Consider the following 19,989-nt stretch of genomic DNA (forward strand, 5'->3'; position numbering starts at 1 on the left):
TTGCATAGGTGAACCTTGGCTCGGCCGTCGATCGAGCTGTGCCGGAACCCCGTCGCCATCTTCCGAAACCGGAGTGAAGCCGCTCATGGATCGTAGTTCGAATTACCTGGTCACCGGAGGAGCCGGCTTCATCGGCTCCCATCTCGTGGACGCGTTGCTGGCCCATGGACACAGCGTGGTGGTCCTCGACGACCTCACCACCGGACGGACGGAGAACCTCGCCAAGGCGCAGCAGAACCCGCGTTTTCGTTTCCGCCACGGCTCGGTCCTGGATGCGCCTCTCGTCGACGAGCTGGTCCGGGAATGCGACGTCGTCGTCCATTTGGCCGCCGCCGTAGGGGTCAAACTCATCGTCGAGCAACCGCTGAAGTCGTTCATCACGAACACAAAGGGCACCGAGAACGTCATCGAGGCAGCACAACGGCATGAACGCAGGATTCTGATCACGAGCACGTCGGAAATCTACGGAAAGAATTCATCCGGACCGCTCAACGAGAACTCGGATCGCGTTCTCGGCAGCCCGTCCGTCGCCCGCTGGTCGTACAGCACGGCCAAGGCGGTGGACGAGATCATGGCCGTCCTCTACCACCGCGAGCGGGGGCTGCGGTCGACCGTCGTGCGGTTCTTCAACACCGTGGGCCCCCGCCAGAGCTCCGCGTACGGCATGGTCATCCCGCGGTTCGCCCGGCAGGCGGTGCGCGGGGAGCCCCTCACCATCCATGCGGACGGCCGGCAGAGCCGCTGCTTCCTGCACGTCTCCGACGCCGTCGCCGCACTGCTGCTCCTGCTCGAGCACCCGGACGCCGTCGGAGAGACCTTCAACATCGGTGCGGACGACGAGATCAGCATCCGTGAGCTCGCCGAGCGGGTCATCGCTCGGTCCGGCAGTGTCTCGGCGCTGGAGCACCTGTCGTACGACGAGGCCTACGGGCCCGGCTTCGAGGACATGGAGCGGCGCGTCCCCGACACCGCCAAGCTGCGCGCTCTGACGGGCTGGCAGCCCCGGCACACCCTGGCCGACGTCCTCGCGGACGCGATCGCGGACGCCCGGGCCGAGTTGCGGGGCGACCGGTCCGTCCAGGTGCCCAGCACTCCGGAGCAGCGCCTTCCGACCTGCGGACCCGTTGCCGGAACCGCTCTGGCGGGACGGTGACCGGCATGGGCGCGGCGGTCGTGACGACGAGCGCGGGCTGCGCGGCCCTGCTGCTCGGACTGCTGCTGACGGAGCCGCTCAGACGCTTCGCCCTGCGCCACGGAATCACCGACCGTCCCAGCCTTCGCAAGGCGCACACCTGCCCGACGCCCTATCTCGGCGGTGTCGCCGTCGGGGCCGCCACTCTCGCCGCCTCGGCGATCGCCGTGCTCCCCCGCGGGGTCTTCGACCCGGTGCTCGGTATCGTGCTCGGCTGCTCCGCACTCATGTGCGTCCTCGGGCTCATCGACGATCTGCGGCAGCTCAGCGTGCGGTTCCGGCTGTGCGTCGAGACCTCGGCGGCCGCGGTGGTCGTCCTGGCCGGGGGGTGTCCCACCATCCTCGGCGGCCCCTTCGACGCGGTGTTCGCCGTCGTATGGATCGTCTTCGTGACGAACGCGTTCAACCTGCTCGACAACATGGACGGCGCGGCGTCGTCCCTGTGCGTCGTCATCGGCGTGTTCCTCTGTACGACCGCCCTGACCGGCGGGCAGATCGGCCTGGCCGTGCTGACGGCGGCTCTCGTCGGAGCCTGTCTCGGTTTCCTCTTCCACAACCGGCACCCGGCACGGATCTTTCTCGGTGACGCGGGTTCGCTCTTCCTCGGCTTCATGCTGGCCTCCGTGATGACGGTGGTGCACCACGACGCCGACGGTCTCTCCGGACCCGCCGTGCTGCTTCTCCCCACCCTCGTCCCGGCACTGGACACCACTTTGGTGATGCTGTCCCGCTACATGGAGGCACGGCCGCTGCTTCAGGGCGGCACGGACCACATCTCCCATCGGTTGCGCCGCCTGGGCCTGACGGTCCCTCAAGTGGTCCGGGTCATGGGGGCGTTCGCGATGGCGGGATGTCTCGCGGCGACGCTGGTGGCCCATGGAGTGCTGGCACCCGGCGTGGCGCTCGTCGCCGCCTGTGCGGTGGGCGTCGGCGCGGTTCGGCTCCTGCTCGTCATTCCGGCCACCGCGGGTGCTTCACCGATCGTCTCCGCGAGCCGGATCCCCCGCACGGCCTCGCAGTCGAGGCCTGCCGGCGGCGGATTCGGACGCCGTCACCGGCCCCTCCGGCCGACGGCGGTGCCGCATTCGCGGGGAGCCCGGAATCCCGCCACGCTGCCCCGCACCGCGGGCACTCCCGCCGCACCTCAGTGACGTCCTGGTCGCCGCGGCGCCGCGGTCCGGGTCGACTCCCGCGCTCGACGCGGGGCCGACCCGGACCGCGGTTCGGCGTACGCGACGACCGAGGATCACCACCGTTCCTCCCGCACCGCCCCGGGCGCGACGCGACCCGGTTCGAACGGGCGCCGCGGGCCCGACGGACCGGGGACCGCGGTGATCAGCACTCCGGTTGTCCCACGACCACCTCGTTCGATCGTCGGCCGCCGCCCGACCGCCGCCTTTGACGACGCGGAGGACTTCCCCTCCGCGAAAGTCCGAACTCGTCCGGAACGGCGGCGACAAATGCCATCAGGCACATCGCGCCGAATGCCAGCCATTTGCTCCACACGGTGGGCGCCAGGTAGGGGCTCTGCATGATGGCGAGGCCGGCGACCACCGCGAGCCACTTCAACACGCGGTCCACCGCGGCTGCCGGAGAGAGCGGCGAGTAGAGCACGATGAGAATCATCGTCATGCACTCGACGGCGGATCGCTGCCGATAGAACTCCGCACCGAAGCCGAGAAGGTAGACGGCTGCGTACGCGGCCGATGCCAGGACCATCGTCCGGCCGGCCCCGGCCGTGTCCCCCCAGGCCCTTTTGATCGCGGAGGGAGCCAGCACCAGGGACACGATCCAGATGACGGTACCGATGTAGAGCCACCGCTCCGGTGTCGCCGTATTCGCTCCGAACGCCCACGGGAACGGCCCGAACAGAAAATGGGAAATGTACTGCGGGTTGCTCAGCAGATTTCGTGAACCGTAGCCTCCGGAGAACTCGAAGGAGGTCCCCTTACCGACCTCGAGCGCATCGACGAGGCCGAACAGCACACCTGCGCGGGGCACGATGAACACCAGGACGGCCGTCGCGGTCACGGCCAGCCCCACGAGATATCCACGGCGGAGTCTGATCCGTGCGATCAGGGCGGCCGCGATGAAGACGGCTGCCGCAGCCCTCAGATAGGTGCACAACTGGATGCCCGCGAGTCCGGCGAGGCAGGCGATCGTGAAGCGCGCCCGCACGATCAGCAGGAGGGACCAGAGGAGCAGACTGGTGATCAGGCCGTCCTTGAGGCCCCACGCGTCCCACAACAACAGGCTCGGACTGGTGCCCACGATGAGACCCACCGCCGTCGCCCGCTTCCTGCCGCGCCCGGACGTGGTCGCCAGAGCGTAGGCGGCAACGGCGCCGGTGGCCGAAATGAGACTCAGAACCGTCTTGGCCGCGAGCCATCCCCCACCCGTCAGCACCTTGCACAGAGCCATGAGGGCCGGGTAGCCCCAGAAGGCCGAACCCGCGATCCGTTCCAGGCCGTGGACGTCCGTCCGGCCCTTGGCGTGCCAGACGAAGGCCATCAGCGTGCTCTGCCCGTCGTACCGGCGGGCATCGGGGTAAAGGTGTACCCCGTTGCTGTACTGATGAACGATGAGCACAACCCCGACATGGAACACCGCCGACACCGCAAAAATGGCCGCCGCATTCCACGAGGGTCTGTTCTTGCCGGAGTTTTCAGAACTGCGGTACTCGACCTCGACCGGTTCCCTCGTCACGGAGGCGGCGCACATGGAGGACTGGATTCCTTTCGAAGGGTTCGCCGATGTGTTCGTGCTCCGGACCGTGTTGCCGTACCGAGCGGGACGGTGCGTCACCCATGGGCGCGGCCGCGGCTCTCACTTCTCACGTGCACGGATCACTCTCGCCGGGTTTCCCGCCACGACCATCTCGGGTGGAACGTCTTTCGTCACCACGCTTCCCGCACCGACGGCAGCACCGCGCCCGATGGTCACACCGGGCAGCACCGTCACCCGGGCACCGAGAAAGACGTCCTCCTCCACGACGATGTCCGCGTGGACCGGGGCGTGGTCGCGGAAGTGTCCGCCCGATCGGGGAACGGGGTGGTCCCCGGTGATGAAGAGACAGCGCGGCCCCATGGTCAGATGCGCGCCGAGGGTGACACGCCCGAGGCCCAGGAACTGGGTTCCCTGACCGATCCCGGCGTGTCTCTCCATCCGCAGGGACGGCGGGAGGTCGACCTGAGGGTTGATCGTGACCGGAAGACGCACGTCTTCGCACATCCGGTGGGCACACCAACCCCGCAGATCACGCGAGCCGGGTACGCGCCAGTGCAGCCGCTTCGCGACCAGCTTGTAGAAACAGCGGACGGCCAGGCGGAAAATGCGATTATCCAAGGCGATTCCTTCCGTCAGCGCCGGGCGGGAGAGTCTGCGGGAATCCGTTTGCGGAAAATATTGGCCTTGTCCTGACACGCGGACGTATGGTCACGAATACCGCAGCTGCGCCCAATTCGCCGCATATGCTATGCCACTACGTCCATGATTCGCTGGAAAAAATGGGTTGTGCGGCATGTCATTGACAGACAAATCACCCGCGTCCCCGGCTCCGGACACCCAGGGCCCGAGTGCGGGTCGCATTCCCTCACGCGTCTGCCTGTTGATCGGTCAGCTCGGTCTCGGCGGCGCCGAGAAGCAACTCGTCCTGCTCGCCCGGGGGCTGAGTGCCCGCGGCATCCGGACCCATCTGCTGGTCATGTTCGAGAAGGGGGCGCGGGAGGAGGAGCTTCGCCACTCCGGCGTCTCCCTGCTGGAACTCGGCTTCCGTCGCAGGTCCGCGGGGCGGTGGTCACTCCTCGCCGACGTCCGGGCCTTCCTCCGCTTCGTGGCCTTTCTCCGCAGGGAGAGGCCACAGGTGCTCCAGGCATTCCTGTTCCACTCCTATGTGATGGCCGCCCCCGCCGCGCGGCTGGCCCGCGTGCCGGTGCTTCTGGCGGGGCGCAGGAGTCTCGGCTTCTACAAGGCGGGCAACCGGCTCGCGCTCGCGGTGGAACGGATCGCCACCCGATGGACCGACTTCCTGGTCGCCAACGCGTCCGCCATCGCGGACGAGGTCCGCCGCGACGAGGGGGTGCCGGCGGCCAAGATCTCCGTCATCCCCAACGGCATGCGACCGGAGGAATTCGAGCTCGCCGAGCCCGCCGAGGTCGCCACCTCGCTGCCCGTGGTGCTGTGCGTCGCCAATCTCGCGGTGCACAAGGGCCACCGATACCTCCTGGAAGCCTGTGCCGCGCTGCGGGCGAGCGGAAATCCCTGCACGCTCGTCCTGATCGGCGACGGTCCCGAGCGCCCGGAGCTGCGGCGGACGGCGGAGCGCCTGGACCTCGACGTCCGATTCCTCGGCTCCCGCACCGACGTGGCCGGCTATCTGGCCAGGGCCGACGCGGTGGTTCTGCCGTCCCTGTCGGAGGGTTCCAGCAACGCCGTGGCCGAGGCCATGGCAGCGGGCCGTCCCGTGGTGGCCACGGCCGTGGGCGGCAACCCGGAACTGCTCGAGGGGCGCGGAATCCTGGTGCCTCCCGCGGACCCGGCGGCCCTGGCCGACGGACTTCAGCGGGTGCTCGGCGACCGGGACACCGCCGCCGCCCTGGGACGCGGGGCGCGGGAGTGGGCCATGGCCAACCTCACGGCCGACGTCATGGTGGACCGGTACATCGCCCTCTACCGGCAGTTGCTGGAGGACCGGTCCCCGGTGTGACGGGTGCCCGGCGCGGCTCGCGCCCCGGCACCGCACCTCGTCCTGCCGGCCCCGCAGGACGGGCCGCAACCGACTCCGGGAGGTCCTCCGACACTGTGGCTGACCGAAAACCCCCCTTCGTCTGGATGCTGGTGGCTCGCGCGGGCACCCTCGCCATGGGCGTTGTCGCCAGTGTCGTGGTGGCCAGGGCCCTGCCCCCCGAGGGGCGCGGGACCTACTACATGGCCGTCACCGTGGCCACGGCCGCCCTGTCGCTGGGCCATCTGTCCGTCGAACAGGCGCAGACGGCCCTGTGGTCCGAGAAGGGGCACCGGTCCTCGCTCGACTCCAACAGCGTGCCGCTCGGGCTGGGCGTCGGTACCGCCGCGGCCGTGGCGACGGTCGGACTGGGGCTGCTGTTCCAGGGGCACGGCAACATCCCGGACATCTGGCTCCTGGTCACGGCCTGCGCGGGCGTGCCCCTGGGCATGGGCGTGCTGTACGGCACCAACATCACCCTGCTGCGCGACCGCACCCATGTCGCGGGATGGGCGATGCTGACGAGCGCGGTCGCCCAGTGCCTGTGCCTGATCGTGTTCGGGGTGACCGGACTGCTCAGCGTCTGGACGGTGGTGGCCGCCTGGGCCGCCTCCTACGCCGTCTCCCTGGCCGTGCTGACCGCCGCCGGCGGAGTCACCGTGCGGCGGCCCGACCTGCGCCTTGCCCGGGCCACATGCCTCAAGGGACTGCGGTTCCACACCGGTTCCGCGGCCGCCTACCTGCTGCTCCGCTCGGACGTCTTCCTGCTCAATGCCCTGGCCGGTCCGCACGCCGTCGGCATCTACACGCTCGCGGTGACTCTGGCGGAACTGAGCCGACTGGCGGTCGACGTGTTCGCACAGGTCACCCTGTCCCTCCAGTTCGACGACACGGCGGGCGACTCCGCGCTGGTCACGGCGCGGATCATCCGGTTCATGGTGCTGCTGGGCGTCGCCTCCGCGGTGACGACGGTGGTCGCGGTGTCGGCGCTGATCACCCCCTTGTACGGCCGGGCGTACGCGGACACGGCCTCGCTCGTCGCATGGCTGGTCCCCGGTGTCGTGCTGCTGTCGGCCGGCCGGCCGCTGTCGAGTTTTCTGCTGCGCACCCGGACGTCACGCGTGGTCGTGCTGCCGTCGCTGACGGCCCTGGTGGTGAACGTCGGGCTGAACGCGGCCCTCATCCCGGCCTGGGGCGCGGTCGGCTGCGCCATCGCCTCCACCGTGGCGTACACCTCGCTGATCGCCTTCCAGGTGGCGTACTTCAGCCGGATGAGCGGCATCGGCTGGAGGTGCCTGCTCCCGACGAGCGCCGAGACGGCGCGGTTCACCACGGAGGTGAAACGCCGTTGCAGGCAACTGCACCTCGGCCGGGCGGCCTGACCGGCCGGGCACCGGAGCGACCCGGGCCCGGGCCCGGTCGTCTCAGGCGGTGACGGCCGGAGCGTGGGCGAAGACGAACTCGTTGCAGCCGAGGCCGCCCCTGCACGTCTTCAGATGGCGCAGTTCGAAACCGCGCTCCCGGCAGAAGGTGAAGACCTCCTCGGGCGTGGCCACCTCGAAGGGATAGCCTCCGACCCAGTCGACGAGGTCGTGCCTGCGGGACATGCCCCGGGCCCGGCGAACGGGTCCGCTCGAGGTGCCCCGGATCTGCCTGGCCACCTCCAGCGCGGCACGCACCGGGTAGTGCTTGTAGAGGTAGAGCCGGCTGCCGGTCAGCAGCAGCCGGCGCCCGACGGTTCCGGACATGTTGTAGCGCCGCTTCACCGACGTCCAGAGGCGGCTCTCCGCTCCCTGGTCGTTGTAGATCGACACATACAGCGTGCCCCCGGGGGCGACCAGGCCGCAGGCCGCCTCCATCGCGCCCCAGAGGGCTCCGGTGTGGTGGAGCACGCCCCAGGAGTACACGATGTCGGCCGGGCCGAGCTCCTTCACGAACGACGCGTCGAGGATCGAACCGCGGCTGATGCTCCAGTCGCTGTCCGGGGCGAACTCCCGGCGCACCTCCTCGGCCGCCTTCACCGAGTCCGGGTCGTAGTCGAAGGACTGCACCCGCGCACCCATGCGCAGGGCCGCCAGGGAGAACAGTCCGCTCCCGCAGCCGACGTCCAGGAAGGTGCGGCCGGTCAGATCGGTGGTGCGGAGGGCCGACTCCAGCGACTTCCTGGCGAGGGCGACGCGTTCTTCGTTGATCAGTTGTCCGAATCGGAGCCAGTTCTGGCCGAAGGCGAAGCGCCGGCCCTCGCTGATCTCGGTCTCGCAGTCGATCATTCGGCTTTCCTTACGCTGCGGAGGGAAGGGGTGGGGGGACTGCCTTGCGGAGCCAGGTGATCGGGTCCGCGGTCCGCGGTCCGGGCCAGCAGGCAGCCGAGGGAGATCCAGAACGGGGTGGAGATCACAAGATCCGTGAGGGCGTTGGCGAAGAGCAGCCCCGTCGCGTACGACACGCCCAGCGACCGCAGGACGATGTGATCCGCCGTGCGGCGGCGGGCGAGCCCGCGCCAGAGGAGAGCCGTCCACAGGACGAGCGTCACCAGCCCGGCCTCGGCCGCCAGCCGCAGGTAGTCGTTGTGGGTGTTGATGTAGATGCCCAGGTCGGGCGAGGACCGCGCGTATTCGGGGAACATCGCGTATCCGATACCGCGCAACGGATGGTCGAGTGCCACCCGCACCGCCAGCAGCGCGGCCTTCTTGCGTACCTCGGTGTTCGCGGCCAGCTCGGTCGACGTCCGGCCGCCGGTCAGGTTGCCTTCCATCGAGTCCAGGGTTCCCGGCAGCGCCAGGGTGACGGCGAGGAGTGCCAGACCGATCAGCACCTTGTGCCGAAGGGGACGTCCGGCGAGCAGGACGCAGGCCAACCCCGCCGCAGCCATCACGAAGGCTCCTCGGGACCGTGTCTCCAGGACGGCGCAGACACAGACCGCGGCGGGCACCATCCACAGCCAGGAACGGTTGAACCGCACCAGTCCGACGGCGGCGACGAGCGGGAGCGCGAGAGCGGCGCCCACGTAGTTGGGGTTCAGGCCGAGACCCGTCAGACGGTCGAAGGCGTGCTCCCCCCGGAGCACGAGACAGGTCGCGAGACCTCCGCCCGAACCGGCGACGACCTGCGCAATGCGTCGGGGATCGGGGGGCGCCAGGGCCGAGACGGCGGTCAGGCCGAGCCCCACCAGCAGCAGACCGCACGTCTTCCACGCGTGCTCGACGCCGAACGTCTCCTGCGGCAGGAGCCAACTCACCGTGACGGCCGCACCGATCGACGGGATCAGGAGAAGGTCCGTGCACAGTCGTGATCCGCCCAGGACGACGCGCAGCAGGAGCAGGACCACCGCACCCAGAACCATCACGGGCAGCGCCGTACCGCCGGGATCGACAACAGCGACCGCCGGGACCAGCACGAGCAGCATCAGCAGGGCCACGTCCGGCCGCGGCCAGACCACGAGCCCGAAGCAGATCGCCACCGCCCCGGCGGCGGCCGCGACACCGTGGAACAGCGCCAGGTACATGGCGACAGGTCCGGCGGCCAGCAACCCAGCGCGGCCGATCGCGGAGGTGGGGAGCGATCCCGGACTCGTCTTGTCGGTGACCCTCACTCGTCCTCCGTGGAGCCGTGGGTGAGCAACCCCACCGAGCCACCTGGCCGGCATCGGGCGCCGGGATGAGGACGTCGCACGGGGACGCCGATCAGCCGGTGTGCCGCAGCGGCTGACCGGCGACCGCCGGCGGCACGGGCAGCGGCTGGTCGACGAACCTGCGGTGCCAGAGTTCGAACTGCATGAGCGCCCAGATCCGGCGCGCGTGATCCTCCCCGGCCTCGTGCTCGCGGAGCATGGTTCTCACCGCCTCCGGCCGGAACAGCCCCCGGTCCGCCGCCGTCCGGTCGGTGAGCACGTCCCATGCCACGTCCTTCAGATCCGTACGCAGCCAATGGGCCATCGGCACCCCGAACCCCTGCTTCGGCCGGTGCAGCACCTCGTGCGGAAGCCAGTCCCGCAAGGCCTTCTTGAGCAGGTACTTGGTGGTGCCGCCACGCACCTTCAGCTGCGCGGGCAGCCCGGCCGCCCACTCCATCAGGCGGTGGTCCAGGAACGGCGACCTGGCCTCCAGCGAGTTGGCCATCGTGCTGATGTCCACCTTGACCAGCAGGTCTCCGGGCAGATAGGTGTTCACGTCCACGTCCATCAGCTGGTTCAGCCGGCTGACCGCGCGGGACCCGCGGAAGGCCTGGTCCACAAGGTCGTAGCTGTCGACTCCGGCCGTCGCCTCGAGCAGCCGTTCCGCGTACAGCTCCTGCTTCTGCTCCGGCATGAAGTAGGACATCATCCGGGCATAGCGCCGCTGCGACGTCTCGCCCAGCAGAGTCAGCGCGCGGCCGGCCCTGCGCCGCATCGAGCAGGCCGGAGCGGCGGCCAGCAGGGACCGTCCCAGGTGCCCGACGGCCGGGCGCAGGGCCCCGTGGACCGGGAAGCGCTCCATGCGGGCCATACGGGCATAACGGGTGTACCCACCGAACGACTCGTCGCCACCGTCACCGTTCAGGGCGACGGTCACATGCCGGCGGCTCAACTGGGCCACGTAGAAGGAGGGGATCGCGGACGAATCCGCGAACGGCTCGTCGAAGTACCACGCGAGTGTGGGCAGGATGTCGAGCGCCGAGGCCTCCACGACGAATTCGTGATGGTCGGTCCCGTACTGCCGCGCCACCGCACGGGCATGCACCCGCTCGTCGAACCGGGTGTCCTCGAACCCGATGGAGAAGGTCTTCACGGGCTCCGCGGAGATCCGTGCCATGGCCGCGACGACGGCGGAGGAGTCGACGCCCCCCGACAGAAAGGCCCCGAGCGGGCGCTCCGCCACCATGCGGATACGTGTGGCCTCGAGCAGGAGCTCCCGGGTCCGCTCGGCCGCCTCCTCCTCGTCCGGTGCGGGGACCGGTGAGAAGTCGAGCGACCAGTAGCGCTTCACCTGCACCCGGCCGCCCTGCCAGGTGAGCAGGCACCCGGGAGGCAGTTTGCGCACACCGCGGAGGATCGACCAGGGCGCCGGGACGTACTGGTAGGTCAGATAGTGGTGGAGCGCGACCGGATCGACCTCTCCCCCGGCGTCTGCGACGGTGCTCAGCGCCTTGAGTTCCGAGGCGAAGGCGAGCTCACCGGCGGTCTCCCGGTAGTACAGCGGCTTCTTGCCGACACGGTCGCGGGCCAGCAGCAGACGTCTGTTGCCCGCGTCCCACACCGCGAACGCGAACATGCCGCGCAGATGGCGGACACAGTCCTCACCGTGCTCCTCGTAGAGGTGCACAAGGCATTCGGAGTCGCCGTTCGTGCGGAAGGTGTGACCACGACTGCGCAGGCGCCGGCGCAGCTCGCGGAAGTTGTAGATCTCCCCGTTGAAGACCGCGATCACACTGCGGTCCTCGTTGAAGACGGGCTGGTCTCCTCCGCCGACGTCGATGACGGCCAGTCGCCGCATGCCGAGGGCGACATGGTCGTCGGTGTGGAACCCCTCACCGTCCGGGCCGCGATGGGCGAGGACGTCGCACATCGTCCTCACCGCCGCCGGGTCGGGGGACGCCGTCGACACCATGCCCGCTACGCCGCACATCGGCCCTCCCTCATGTGGTGCAAGAAATGGACGAACCACCGAACAGATCCCGGCTGGCACCATACCGGCGCATTCAGTACAAAACAGTCAACCCGCAAAGGGCTGGTGCCATCGGGTGACGGCCCGGACGGCGTCGGAACGGCTCCTCGCCGCGCCCCACGCCGATGGACACGGCACTACGATCCGACTCTCGCGCACCGCATTCCCTGATGCACCGTCACATGAAGGGGACGGGTCAGCTGTTGCCGCAGCACGGTGGGCGCGCGGCCGGACGGCGGCTCCAGCAGATGCAGCGTCAGGGTGCGGCTCGTGCCCCGGGGCACCTCGACGTCGAACGTGTACACCGGGTGTCCTCGCTCCGTCCCCTGCGCCGAGAGGGCGGCCTTTCCGTCGAGGCGCGCCTCGACCAGCCCCGCGCCGGCGGTCGCGAAGTACGAGACGAGCAGCCGGTTGTCGCCCCTGCGGGCCCCATGGGCAGGCTTGTCCAGCCGGTCGGTGACATAGAGGGGGAGCCCGGTGAGGGGCGCGCGGTTGGTGAGGACCACCTTGACGGTCACCTCGCGGCCGTCGGCGGTGCAGCGCCCGGGGGACCATTCCAGTGAGCGATCGAGGTAGTAGTCCAGCTTCGTGCCGGCGGCGTTGTTGACCACCAGCCCCGCATAGGTCCCGGGCCCCTGCGGCACGGAGCCTCCGACGGGGCGCGCGTTCAGCTCCTGCTGTTCGTCCGCGTGCGCGCTCCACACGGTCATCTGCCCGCCGTGCAGAACCTCGTACAGGCCCCGGAGCAGGGCCGGCCGCCGCTGGGCGTCCCCGGCGGCGGCCAGCAGGCGTCCGGCGGCCGCGCGCGCCACGTCGAGCAGAAAGGCCTTGCGCCTGACCGGGTCCGGATACATCGCGTAATTGGTGCGCTCGGTGAGGTCCACCACGTTGGCCGCGGTGACGGAGGTGCCGTCGGCCAACCGCGCCGGCCCGACCGCGGCCAGCAGCCCGGACAGCGCGCCCGGATCCAGCGAGAGCACGCCGTCCACGCGCTGCCCGCTCTTGGCGTGCCACGCGGCGGACCAGATGCGCGCGGCGTAGGGAAAGTGCGGGCTCATGTTGGAATTCGGCCAGGTCTTCACCGAGTCGTACTGCGCGTACATGGCGGCGAACTCGGCACCCATGTCGATCGTGGGCCGCACGGTCGCCATGTCGGTGTCACGCCCGAACTCCGGCAGGGCCAGTCGGCCCCTGTCGGCGGTCAACACGGCGTAGGCCCCGGGCATCCCGCCCGTACCGCGTGCCTCGGCGGGATTCTGGAACACCAGGAGGTAGCGGCGCGGACCGGCCTCCCCCAGCATGGACGGCAACAGGCGTGCGCCCACGGCGGCGTTCTCCATCACGGGCGCCACCCGCTTCAGCCCGGCGAGGAGTTGACCGCGGGCCTGGTCGACGGAATGCAGCCAGGTCCGCCGCGGCAGCCTGTCCGCCTCCACCCGGGCCAAGGCCGCCTGGTGCGAGGCCTGCTCTAGGTCCGGTACGGCCCTGCGCAGTTCGGCGAGGTTGATATGGCTGCTGCCCGCGTCCGCGGTGATCCGGTCGACGGTGCGCAATGCGGCGGGCAGTACCTGTCCGGCCAGTCGGTCGAGCACCTCGGCCGCTCCGCGCACGGTCTCGAAGGGACCGCCTACGAACGGCAGATGCGCCGCCACGTACCAAGCCGGACCGGCGGTGAGCCGGTGGGCGCGTTCGGCGTGTTCCGCCGCGGAACGGGCGGCCTGCAGGGCGAGTTCACCGCGGCCCGGACCGTGCCCCGCGGTGGCGGCAGGGTCCGACGGCGCGGTCATCCCCGTGCGCAGGCTGCTCAGATCGTTCCGGCTGCCGACGAGCTCGGCACGCGCCAGCAGCCCGGTGACGAGGATCCACCCGAGGCCCGCGAGGAGCACGACCACGAGCGTCCACAGCAGCAGCCGGACACGCCGGCGGTTTTGTCGCGCCGGGGCTTCGGTGGTCGGCGGGGCGGTCTTGTCGGGGAGGGTCTGGACGGTCCGTGCCATGCGGCCCTCAACTCCCACCGGCAGCGGGGGCGAGGCTCCCGGAGGGGCTCCCGGCCATGGAGATCACGCAAGCGTTCGACACCTGGCCGTGCGGTGGCGCCGAAGGCGGCGCGCAGCGGCGGCCGGCGTCCGGCCAGCCGCGGCGGTGCCGGCCGGACCGTGCCGGACCGTGCGAAGGGCGTTTCGTGGGGCGCGTGGGCTGTTCCACCGTCGGTATCACCTCTCCGCAGTCACGTCCGTCGTCCGTACCTCGATGCGCCGTGCCGCGCTCGTTCGCGTCGAACCGTCCGCGCACCACGGACCGGCGAACGGAGTCGGCATCAAGAGGGATCAGGCAGGAAGATCCAACGCCATCAATCGTTTCGAACAGAAACAGACGCGCTCCGGTACGCCACAGACGGCGCAGCGGTGGCACTCGTTCGGCTGCCTCGGAGCTGCGGCGGAGTGCCGGCTCGGGCCGGGCCCCCCGCCCCTCGGACCGTGATGCACACGCAGGATGCGCATGCAAACGCCACGGCCACCGATATGGCCCTGATTCCCGTCCCCCGGGCCCTTACGGGATGTCACAGCTCGGCCCCAATGCCCTCCCCTTCCCCCTGGGCCCGGCACGCCGTGCTCCGGTACCAGGTACGTTCGAAGACGTGGCTGGATTCAGGATCGGACGCGACCGGGCGGACCGCGCTCCTCACGCGCGACCGCAGCAACCCCCGTACGGACAGCAGGTGCCGCAGGGCCCGACGTACGGCTACCCCTCCGCGCCGCAGCAGCGGCACGGGGGCCCACAGCCCCACGGCGGCCGGCAGCAGTGGCGGGGGGCCCAGGGCCAGGGTGAGCCGGAGTACTTCGGCGACGACGGCCAGGGCCACTTCGACCCGTACGTGGCGAACAATCCGGGCCATACGCAGGCGTTCTCGGTCGGCGAGGACCCCTACACCGCGGGTGAGACGTACCGCGCGGGTCAGGCCTCGGCGCCGCCGGTCGGTCCCCGTCTGCACTGGAAGGACCTGCTGCGGGGCATCGTGCTGTCCCCGACCCGGACCTTCCTCCAGATGCGGGACTACACGATGTGGGGCCCGGCCCTCATCGTGACCTTCCTCTACGGTCTGCTCGCGGTCTTCGGTTTCGACGGCGCGCGCGAGGACGCCATCACCGCCACGCTGGACAACGCGATCCCGATCGTGCTGACGACCGCCGTGGCCATGGTGGTCAGCTCCTTCGTGCTGAGCGTGGTCACCCACACCCTCGCCCGCCAGCTCGGCGGCGACGGCGCCAGGCAGCCCACGGTCGGCCTCTCCATGCTGATCATGTCCATCACGGACGCGCCGCGCCTGGTCGTCGCGATGTTCCTCGGCGGTGACGCACCCTTCGTCCAGATCCTCGGCTGGGCGACCTGGGTCGGGGCGGGCGCGCTGCTCACGCTCATGGTGTCGAAGTCCCACGACCTGCCCTGGCCGAAGGCGCTGGGCGCGTCGGCGATCCAGCTGATCGCGATCCTGTCGATCATCAAACTGGGCACGTTCTAGTCGCACGGGGCGTCGAGGCCTACGGGGCGCTGCGCCGGAGCACGGCTCCCGAGCGCCCCGGCGGACACGGGCCGCGGATTCAGGCGCCCGGTCGAACCGCGGCGCCTTCCGCGACACCGGCCGCCTCATCACACGGGGTGACGTTCCTATGCGGGCGCACCCTGGTGTGACGGCCCGGACTCCCACAGCTGCGCAGTATGCCGCGCAGCCCAGCCCGGCACGAGCCCGACAAGTCGCTGATGATGACCGCCTTGACCACGGTCGCGGCCGCCACCGCCCTGGCACCGACCTCCGCCGCCGCGGACCCGGCCTGACCTCCGCGCGAAAGGCCTCCGAGTCCTCCATGGTCCAGAGATCAGGCGATACCACTTCTTGCCCAGCCCTTGGAGCCACGCCCCGAGGGGCATTGACCTGCGGTCTCCGGAACCAGGCAAGCCGCCTTGAGACAGCAGGTCAGAGCGCTTCTCGGGACGGAGTGAGCGGCTCTCCCGACTTGCGTACAGGAGGCAGAACACTCCACGGGAAGTTGATCCAGTCGTCCGTGCGCTTCCACACGTACTCGCATTTCACGAGCGAGTGGGACTTCTCATAGATCACCGCAGTGCGGACCTCGGCCACGGTCTCGCGGCAGAAGTCGTAGACCAGCTTGAGCGTCCTGCCGGTGTCGGCCACGTCGTCGGCGATCAGGACCTTCTTGTCGGTGAAGTCGATCGCGTTCGGGACGGGGGCCAGCATCACCGGCATCTCGAGCGTCGTGCCCACGCCGGTGTAGAACTCCACGTTGACCAGGTGGATGTTCTTGCAGTCCAGGGCGTAGGCGAGGCCGCCGGCCACGAAGACGCCGCCCCGCGCGATGCTCAGCACGATGTCGGGCCGGTAGCCGTCGTCGGCGATCGTCTGCGCGAGCTCGCGGACGGCGTGTCCGAAGTCGTCGTAGGTCAGGTTCTCCCGTACGTCGGTCATGTCCCGCTCACACCTGGGTCCGGTGGAAGTTGACGAAGGAGCGGGAGGCCGTGGGCCCGCGCTGCCCCTGGTAGCGCGAGCCGTACCGCTCGCTGCCGTAGGGGAACTCCGCCGGCGAGCTCAGCCGGAACATGCACAGCTGGCCGATCTTCATACCCGGCCAGAGCTTGATCGGGAGGGTGGCGAGATTGGACAGCTCGAGCGTCACATGCCCGGAGAAGCCCGGGTCGATGAACCCGGCGGTGGAGTGGGTGACAAGCCCGAGCCGCCCGAGCGAACTCTTGCCCTCGAGCCTCGAGGCGAGGTCGTCGGGCAGGCTGATGACCTCGTACGTACTGGCGAGGACGAACTCACCGGGGTGGAGGATGAACGGCTCGTCGCCCTCGGGCTCCACGAGCCGGGTCAGGTCGACCTGCTCCACGGAGGGGTCGATATGGGGGTACTTGTGGTTCTCGAACACCCGGAAGTAGCGGTCGAGCCGCACATCGATGCTCGAGGGCTGCACCATGGTCGGGTCGAACGGGTCGATCACGACCCGACCCTTGTCGATCTCGGTCCGGATATCCCTGTCTGAGAGAAGCACGCCCCGAGAATACGCAAGGCGCGCGGAGCCGCCACAATCGTGGCCTCCCCGCGCGCCTGTACCGCTGTGGGCCCTACCGCTTTTCCAGGGCCACCGGCACCACACTGCGCAGCCGGGCGCAGCGTGGACACCGGACGAGCCGGCCGGGGCCGAGGCGCTCGGCCTGCTGCATCGGGAACGAAGCGGTGCTGAACACGTGCCCCTCGGCACAACGGACGACGGTGCGCTCCATCAAGTCCTCTGAGTCCCTTCCCCAAGAGTCTTCGTCTCACTGCCGTGACGGACGACGAAAGCACATTACGGGATGAAAGGGACGGCCCTCCAGGCGGCGCTCCGGCCGTACACGGCCCCTCTCCACCACCCCCACCGTACGCCCCAACTCCGGCCCGCCGCAGCCGCATCCACACCCCGGAACGACGTCGGACCCCGCGGCCTGAGCACCGGGGGTCCGGGATGAGGTACAGTGAGCGGGCATAACGGCACCGGATCAACGGGTGTCTTACGCGGGTGTAGTTTAATGGTAGAACATCAGCTTCCCAAGCTGAGAGCGCGAGTTCGATTCTCGTCACCCGCTCCAGCGGAAACCCCCGGGTCGTGGACCCGGGGGTTCTTTGTTGCCCAGACCGGTGGGCGGATGCCGCACGGCGCGCGCAGCACCATTGGCGAACCGCACCACTCGGCTATATGGGCGCAGCCAGGATCGGCGCCGAACCGGGACAAGGGCGCACACCGAGGCGCGGTCCGCTCCGTCGAGCGACAGACCCCCTGCCACTTCCAGGGCACACAGCGCATGAGGTCAGAACACGTCGCGGCTGGGGCCGGTCGCCAGGAACACAGGTAGGCCAGGGGCGCCCGCCCGGGACAGGCCCGAGCCTCCTTCGGACCCGGATGGCCACACGGAGCGGCACCGCCGCAGACGAGACACAATGCCGCAACATGTGCATACATGTCGGAATTGAACGGAGTGGTCGATGGGGCGTCCCTGGCTGCACGTGCTGGCACAGGTGGCCCCCGTTCCGCTCGGGTTGCTGCTCAGCGGTGCACTGGTCTGGGGTGCAACCAACGCCGACTGGAGTGGAACCACCAGCAACAGCGGCAACACGTGGGAGTCCGGCTCGCTGGGGCTGGCCAACAACAGCAAGGTGCCCATGTTCCGCGTCGACAACATGCGACCCGGCGACACAGGCTCCAACTGCATCAGGATCGAGTCGAACGCCGACTTCCCCACCGCGCTCAAGCTGTACAGCAACTCACCGAACTGGCCGAGCAACTTCCAATCCTTCATCAACCTCAAAATTGAGGTGGGCAGCGGCGGCACCTTCGGCGACTGCAAGGGCTTCGCTCCGCACAAGACCGCGTTCGACGGCACCCTGGACCAGTTCGTCGCCCTGTACACCGACTTCCGCACCGGCCTGGGTCCCTGGACCCTGCCCGGCAAGCCACCCAACTCGCTGAGCTTCCGCTTCGCGTGGAAATTCAGCCGGAGCGCACCCAACAGCGCGCAGAGCGTGGTCACCAACGAGGTGACCTTCACCTGGGAAGCGCGGGAACACAAGTGACTCTCCCAAGTGACCTGGCTGCCGGCGCGCCCTGCCGGCCCACGGCCAGGGGTGCCCGGCACCCGATCCGCGTGGTCACCTCGGTCACCTCACGTACCGTGCTCGGTTCACTGATCGGGCTGCTCGTGTGGGCGCAATTGCCCGTGGTGGCGCTGGGCTGGACAGCGTGCGTGGTGCAGTCCGGCTCCATGCGTCCCGCCCTCAGGCCGGGCGACGTCGTTCTCTACCGGCCACCGCCACGCGACCGCACACCGGCGGTGGGCCAGATCGTGCTGGTCCAGGACCCCACCCGACCCGGCCAGATGCTCACCCATCGGGTCTACCAGGTACTTCCCAACAACGACCTGATCACCAAAGGCGACGCCAACTCCGCACCGGACTCCACCCCGATCCGGCCCCCGGCGCTCGAAGGCGTAGCACGGTTGCGCGTGCCCTCGATCGGGCTGCCGGTCCAACTCTGGCGCGCCGAGCGGCCCGTGCCCGAGGCGATCCTGCTGCTTGGACTTGCCACTCTGCTTGCGCTTGCCGCTCTGCCACTGCACAGCCGCAACCGACGGAATCGGCCCCGGCGCTTGCTGAACAGAACTCATGGATGACACCCCTGGCCGGCCCGAGTACGCGGCGGTATGCCACGGGGCGTCGACGTCTGTGGTTGTCGGCCGTCTCCCGCGAGGGGTCCGATCGCGGACCCGGGCCTTCGTGCCGTTCCGCGCCCCGGGAGGGACTGCCCCGGTTGGCCGACGGCCACCGCGCGGTGGGAGGCGGCGTGGGCGAGCCGCGTGCGGGGGGACGACGGTGCCGGTGGTAAGCCTGGCCGGGCCAGGAGCCGGTCGGTATCAGGAGCCGCACAACAGGCGCCCGGGAGAACGGGGACGGTCCCGGCGGATCCCGGGAGCACCGTCGGCCACCGCCCCCGGGGGTCAGGCCGCCGTGGTGATGAGCTCGTCGGTGACCCATCGCGCCACGTCGGCGGGGTAGGGCGCCGGCAGCCCGAGGACGATGTGCCGGAAGCCGGCGCCGACCGCGTCGCCGATCGCCTCCCGGGTGACGCCGGGCCGGTCGTAGGAGACGGGCAGGTGGATCGACCGGGTGATCGAGGCCGGATCGCGGCCGATCTCGGCGCAGTAGCGGTCCAGCAGTGCGCTGCGGCGGACACAGTCGTCCAGGTCGCCGCCCGGGATGTTCCACAGATCGGCGTGCTCGGCGACCACCCGCAGTGTGGAGGACGAGCGGCCGCCGATCAGGATCGGCGGATGGGGGCGCTGGACGGGCTTGGGGTTGCCGAACGCCCCGGTGAGCCGGACGTGGGTGCCGTGGAAGTCGAACGGTTCGGTCTCGGTCCACAGTCGCCGGATCACCGTGCACGCCTCGGCGAGGCTCGCCACGGCCCGCGCGGAGTCGTGGAAGGGCAGGCCGTGGGCCTCGTACTCGCGCCGGGCCAGGGGATGGCCGGGCCGTGAGCCGACGCCGATGCCGAAGTCGAGCCGGCCGCCGGAGACGATGTCCACGGTCGTGGCGATCTTGGCGAGCATCGCCGGCGGCCGGAACCGGTTGCTGGTCACCAGCACACCGAGCCGCAGCCGCCGGGTCCGGGCGGCAAGGGCCGACAGCAGTGTCCAGCCCTCATAGGCCGGGCCGGACGGATCGCCGCCGATCGGCATGAGGTGGTCGAACAGCCATGCGTGCTCGATCTCGGGAATCCCGTCCGCCTCGCGCCAGACCCTCAGGACGTCGTGGTAGTCGACCTGCGAGGGGGCGGTCATGATCCCGAAACGGGGGCGGGGTGTGTGGGGCATGGAATGCCGGT

The 19,989-nt window shown here is 69.8% G+C and carries 17 protein-coding genes and 1 tRNA gene; 8 read left to right on the forward strand and 10 right to left on the reverse strand.

What is annotated here, in order from left to right; all coding sequences use genetic code 11:
- Window positions 1-85: 85 nt before the first annotated feature.
- Window positions 86-1,153 (forward strand): NAD-dependent epimerase/dehydratase family protein, encoded by a 1,068-nt coding sequence (locus ACSHXN_RS20015; RefSeq protein WP_356107824.1) that lies wholly within the window; start codon window positions 86-88, stop codon window positions 1,151-1,153.
- Window positions 1,154-1,158: 5 nt separating this feature from the next.
- Window positions 1,159-2,343 carry an MraY family glycosyltransferase gene (locus ACSHXN_RS20020; protein ID WP_355128903.1) on the forward strand — a complete coding sequence of 395 codons (1,185 nt, stop codon included), beginning with the start codon at window positions 1,159-1,161 and terminating at the stop codon, window positions 2,341-2,343.
- Between the two features lie 184 nt (window positions 2,344-2,527).
- Here ACSHXN_RS20020 and ACSHXN_RS20025 read toward each other — a convergent pair whose 3' ends face one another.
- Together ACSHXN_RS20025 and ACSHXN_RS20030 are read right to left on the reverse strand one after the other, a co-directional pair.
- Complete coding sequence (locus ACSHXN_RS20025) at window positions 2,528-3,913, reverse strand: hypothetical protein (RefSeq protein WP_383354222.1); 1,386 nt, start codon at window positions 3,911-3,913, stop codon at window positions 2,528-2,530.
- A gap of 105 nt (window positions 3,914-4,018) precedes the next feature.
- A complete protein-coding gene (locus ACSHXN_RS20030) occupies window positions 4,019-4,537 on the reverse strand; it encodes an acyltransferase (RefSeq protein WP_355128899.1) in 519 nt (172 codons plus the stop codon).
- Window positions 4,538-4,712: 175 nt separating this feature from the next.
- On the opposite strand from ACSHXN_RS20030, the gene ACSHXN_RS20035 reads away from it, so the two are divergent.
- Together ACSHXN_RS20035 and ACSHXN_RS20040 are read left to right on the forward strand one after the other, a co-directional pair.
- Entirely contained in the window at window positions 4,713-5,897 is a 1,185-nt protein-coding gene (locus tag ACSHXN_RS20035) for a glycosyltransferase (protein WP_356107830.1), read from the forward strand.
- 95 nt (window positions 5,898-5,992) lie between these two features.
- Entirely contained in the window at window positions 5,993-7,297 is a 1,305-nt protein-coding gene (locus tag ACSHXN_RS20040) for a lipopolysaccharide biosynthesis protein (protein WP_355128895.1), read from the forward strand.
- A 42-nt stretch (window positions 7,298-7,339) separates the two neighbouring features.
- Here the strand turns inward: ACSHXN_RS20040 and ACSHXN_RS20045 are convergent, their stop codons facing one another.
- From ACSHXN_RS20045 to ACSHXN_RS20060, 4 genes are all read right to left on the reverse strand, one after another.
- On the reverse strand, window positions 7,340-8,185 hold the full coding sequence (locus ACSHXN_RS20045) for a class I SAM-dependent methyltransferase (protein ID WP_355128893.1): 846 nt from the start codon (window positions 8,183-8,185) through the stop codon (window positions 7,340-7,342).
- On the reverse strand, window positions 8,182-9,507 hold the full coding sequence (locus ACSHXN_RS20050; RefSeq protein WP_355794995.1) for an O-antigen ligase family protein: 1,326 nt from the start codon (window positions 9,505-9,507) through the stop codon (window positions 8,182-8,184). The genes ACSHXN_RS20045 and ACSHXN_RS20050 overlap by 4 nt, the downstream gene beginning before the upstream one ends.
- Before the next feature lie 91 nt (window positions 9,508-9,598).
- Window positions 9,599-11,518, reverse strand: coding sequence for an asparagine synthase (glutamine-hydrolyzing) (gene asnB, locus ACSHXN_RS20055; protein ID WP_438303463.1), 1,920 nt, complete (start codon window positions 11,516-11,518; stop codon window positions 9,599-9,601).
- A 176-nt stretch (window positions 11,519-11,694) separates the two neighbouring features.
- Window positions 11,695-13,554 (reverse strand): DUF4012 domain-containing protein, encoded by a 1,860-nt coding sequence (locus ACSHXN_RS20060; protein ID WP_355128887.1) that lies wholly within the window; start codon window positions 13,552-13,554, stop codon window positions 11,695-11,697.
- Window positions 13,555-14,114: 560 nt separating this feature from the next.
- Between ACSHXN_RS20060 and ACSHXN_RS20065 the strand changes: the two genes are divergently transcribed.
- The gene (locus ACSHXN_RS20065) at window positions 14,115-15,077 is read left to right on the forward strand and encodes a YIP1 family protein (RefSeq protein WP_438303464.1); all 963 of its coding nucleotides are present in this window, start codon (window positions 14,115-14,117) and stop codon (window positions 15,075-15,077) included.
- Between the two features lie 453 nt (window positions 15,078-15,530).
- On the opposite strand, the gene ACSHXN_RS20070 is transcribed toward ACSHXN_RS20065, so the two are convergent.
- The 3 genes from ACSHXN_RS20070 to ACSHXN_RS20080 all read right to left on the reverse strand — a co-directional run bounded on the left by ACSHXN_RS20070 (window position 15,531) and on the right by ACSHXN_RS20080 (window position 16,858).
- On the reverse strand, window positions 15,531-16,040 hold the full coding sequence (locus ACSHXN_RS20070; protein ID WP_355128883.1) for a phosphoribosyltransferase: 510 nt from the start codon (window positions 16,038-16,040) through the stop codon (window positions 15,531-15,533).
- A 7-nt stretch (window positions 16,041-16,047) separates the two neighbouring features.
- Window positions 16,048-16,623: a dCTP deaminase gene (gene dcd / locus ACSHXN_RS20075; protein ID WP_355128881.1), complete on the reverse strand. Its 576-nt coding sequence runs from the start codon at window positions 16,621-16,623 to the stop codon at window positions 16,048-16,050.
- A gap of 73 nt (window positions 16,624-16,696) precedes the next feature.
- Window positions 16,697-16,858 carry a hypothetical protein gene (locus ACSHXN_RS20080; RefSeq protein ID WP_355128943.1) on the reverse strand — a complete coding sequence of 54 codons (162 nt, stop codon included), beginning with the start codon at window positions 16,856-16,858 and terminating at the stop codon, window positions 16,697-16,699.
- A gap of 268 nt (window positions 16,859-17,126) precedes the next feature.
- Between ACSHXN_RS20080 and ACSHXN_RS20085 the strand changes: the two genes are divergently transcribed.
- The 3 genes from ACSHXN_RS20085 to ACSHXN_RS20095 all read left to right on the forward strand — a co-directional run bounded on the left by ACSHXN_RS20085 (window position 17,127) and on the right by ACSHXN_RS20095 (window position 18,778).
- Window positions 17,127-17,200: transfer RNA gene (locus ACSHXN_RS20085), tRNA-Gly, on the forward strand.
- Between the two features lie 394 nt (window positions 17,201-17,594).
- Window positions 17,595-18,182, forward strand: coding sequence for a hypothetical protein (locus ACSHXN_RS20090; protein WP_355128879.1), 588 nt, complete (start codon window positions 17,595-17,597; stop codon window positions 18,180-18,182).
- Complete coding sequence (locus ACSHXN_RS20095) at window positions 18,179-18,778, forward strand: signal peptidase I (RefSeq protein WP_356107840.1); 600 nt, start codon at window positions 18,179-18,181, stop codon at window positions 18,776-18,778. Before ACSHXN_RS20090 ends, ACSHXN_RS20095 begins: the two co-directional genes overlap by 4 nt.
- Before the next feature lie 324 nt (window positions 18,779-19,102).
- On the opposite strand, the gene ACSHXN_RS20100 is transcribed toward ACSHXN_RS20095, so the two are convergent.
- Complete coding sequence (locus tag ACSHXN_RS20100; protein WP_355128875.1) at window positions 19,103-19,978, reverse strand: LLM class flavin-dependent oxidoreductase; 876 nt, start codon at window positions 19,976-19,978, stop codon at window positions 19,103-19,105.
- Window positions 19,979-19,989 lie beyond the last annotated feature (11 nt).

Source organism: Streptomyces sp. HUAS TT11 (assembly GCF_051553595.1).
In the GTDB taxonomy this organism is placed as follows: Bacteria; Actinomycetota; Actinomycetes; order Streptomycetales; family Streptomycetaceae; genus Streptomyces.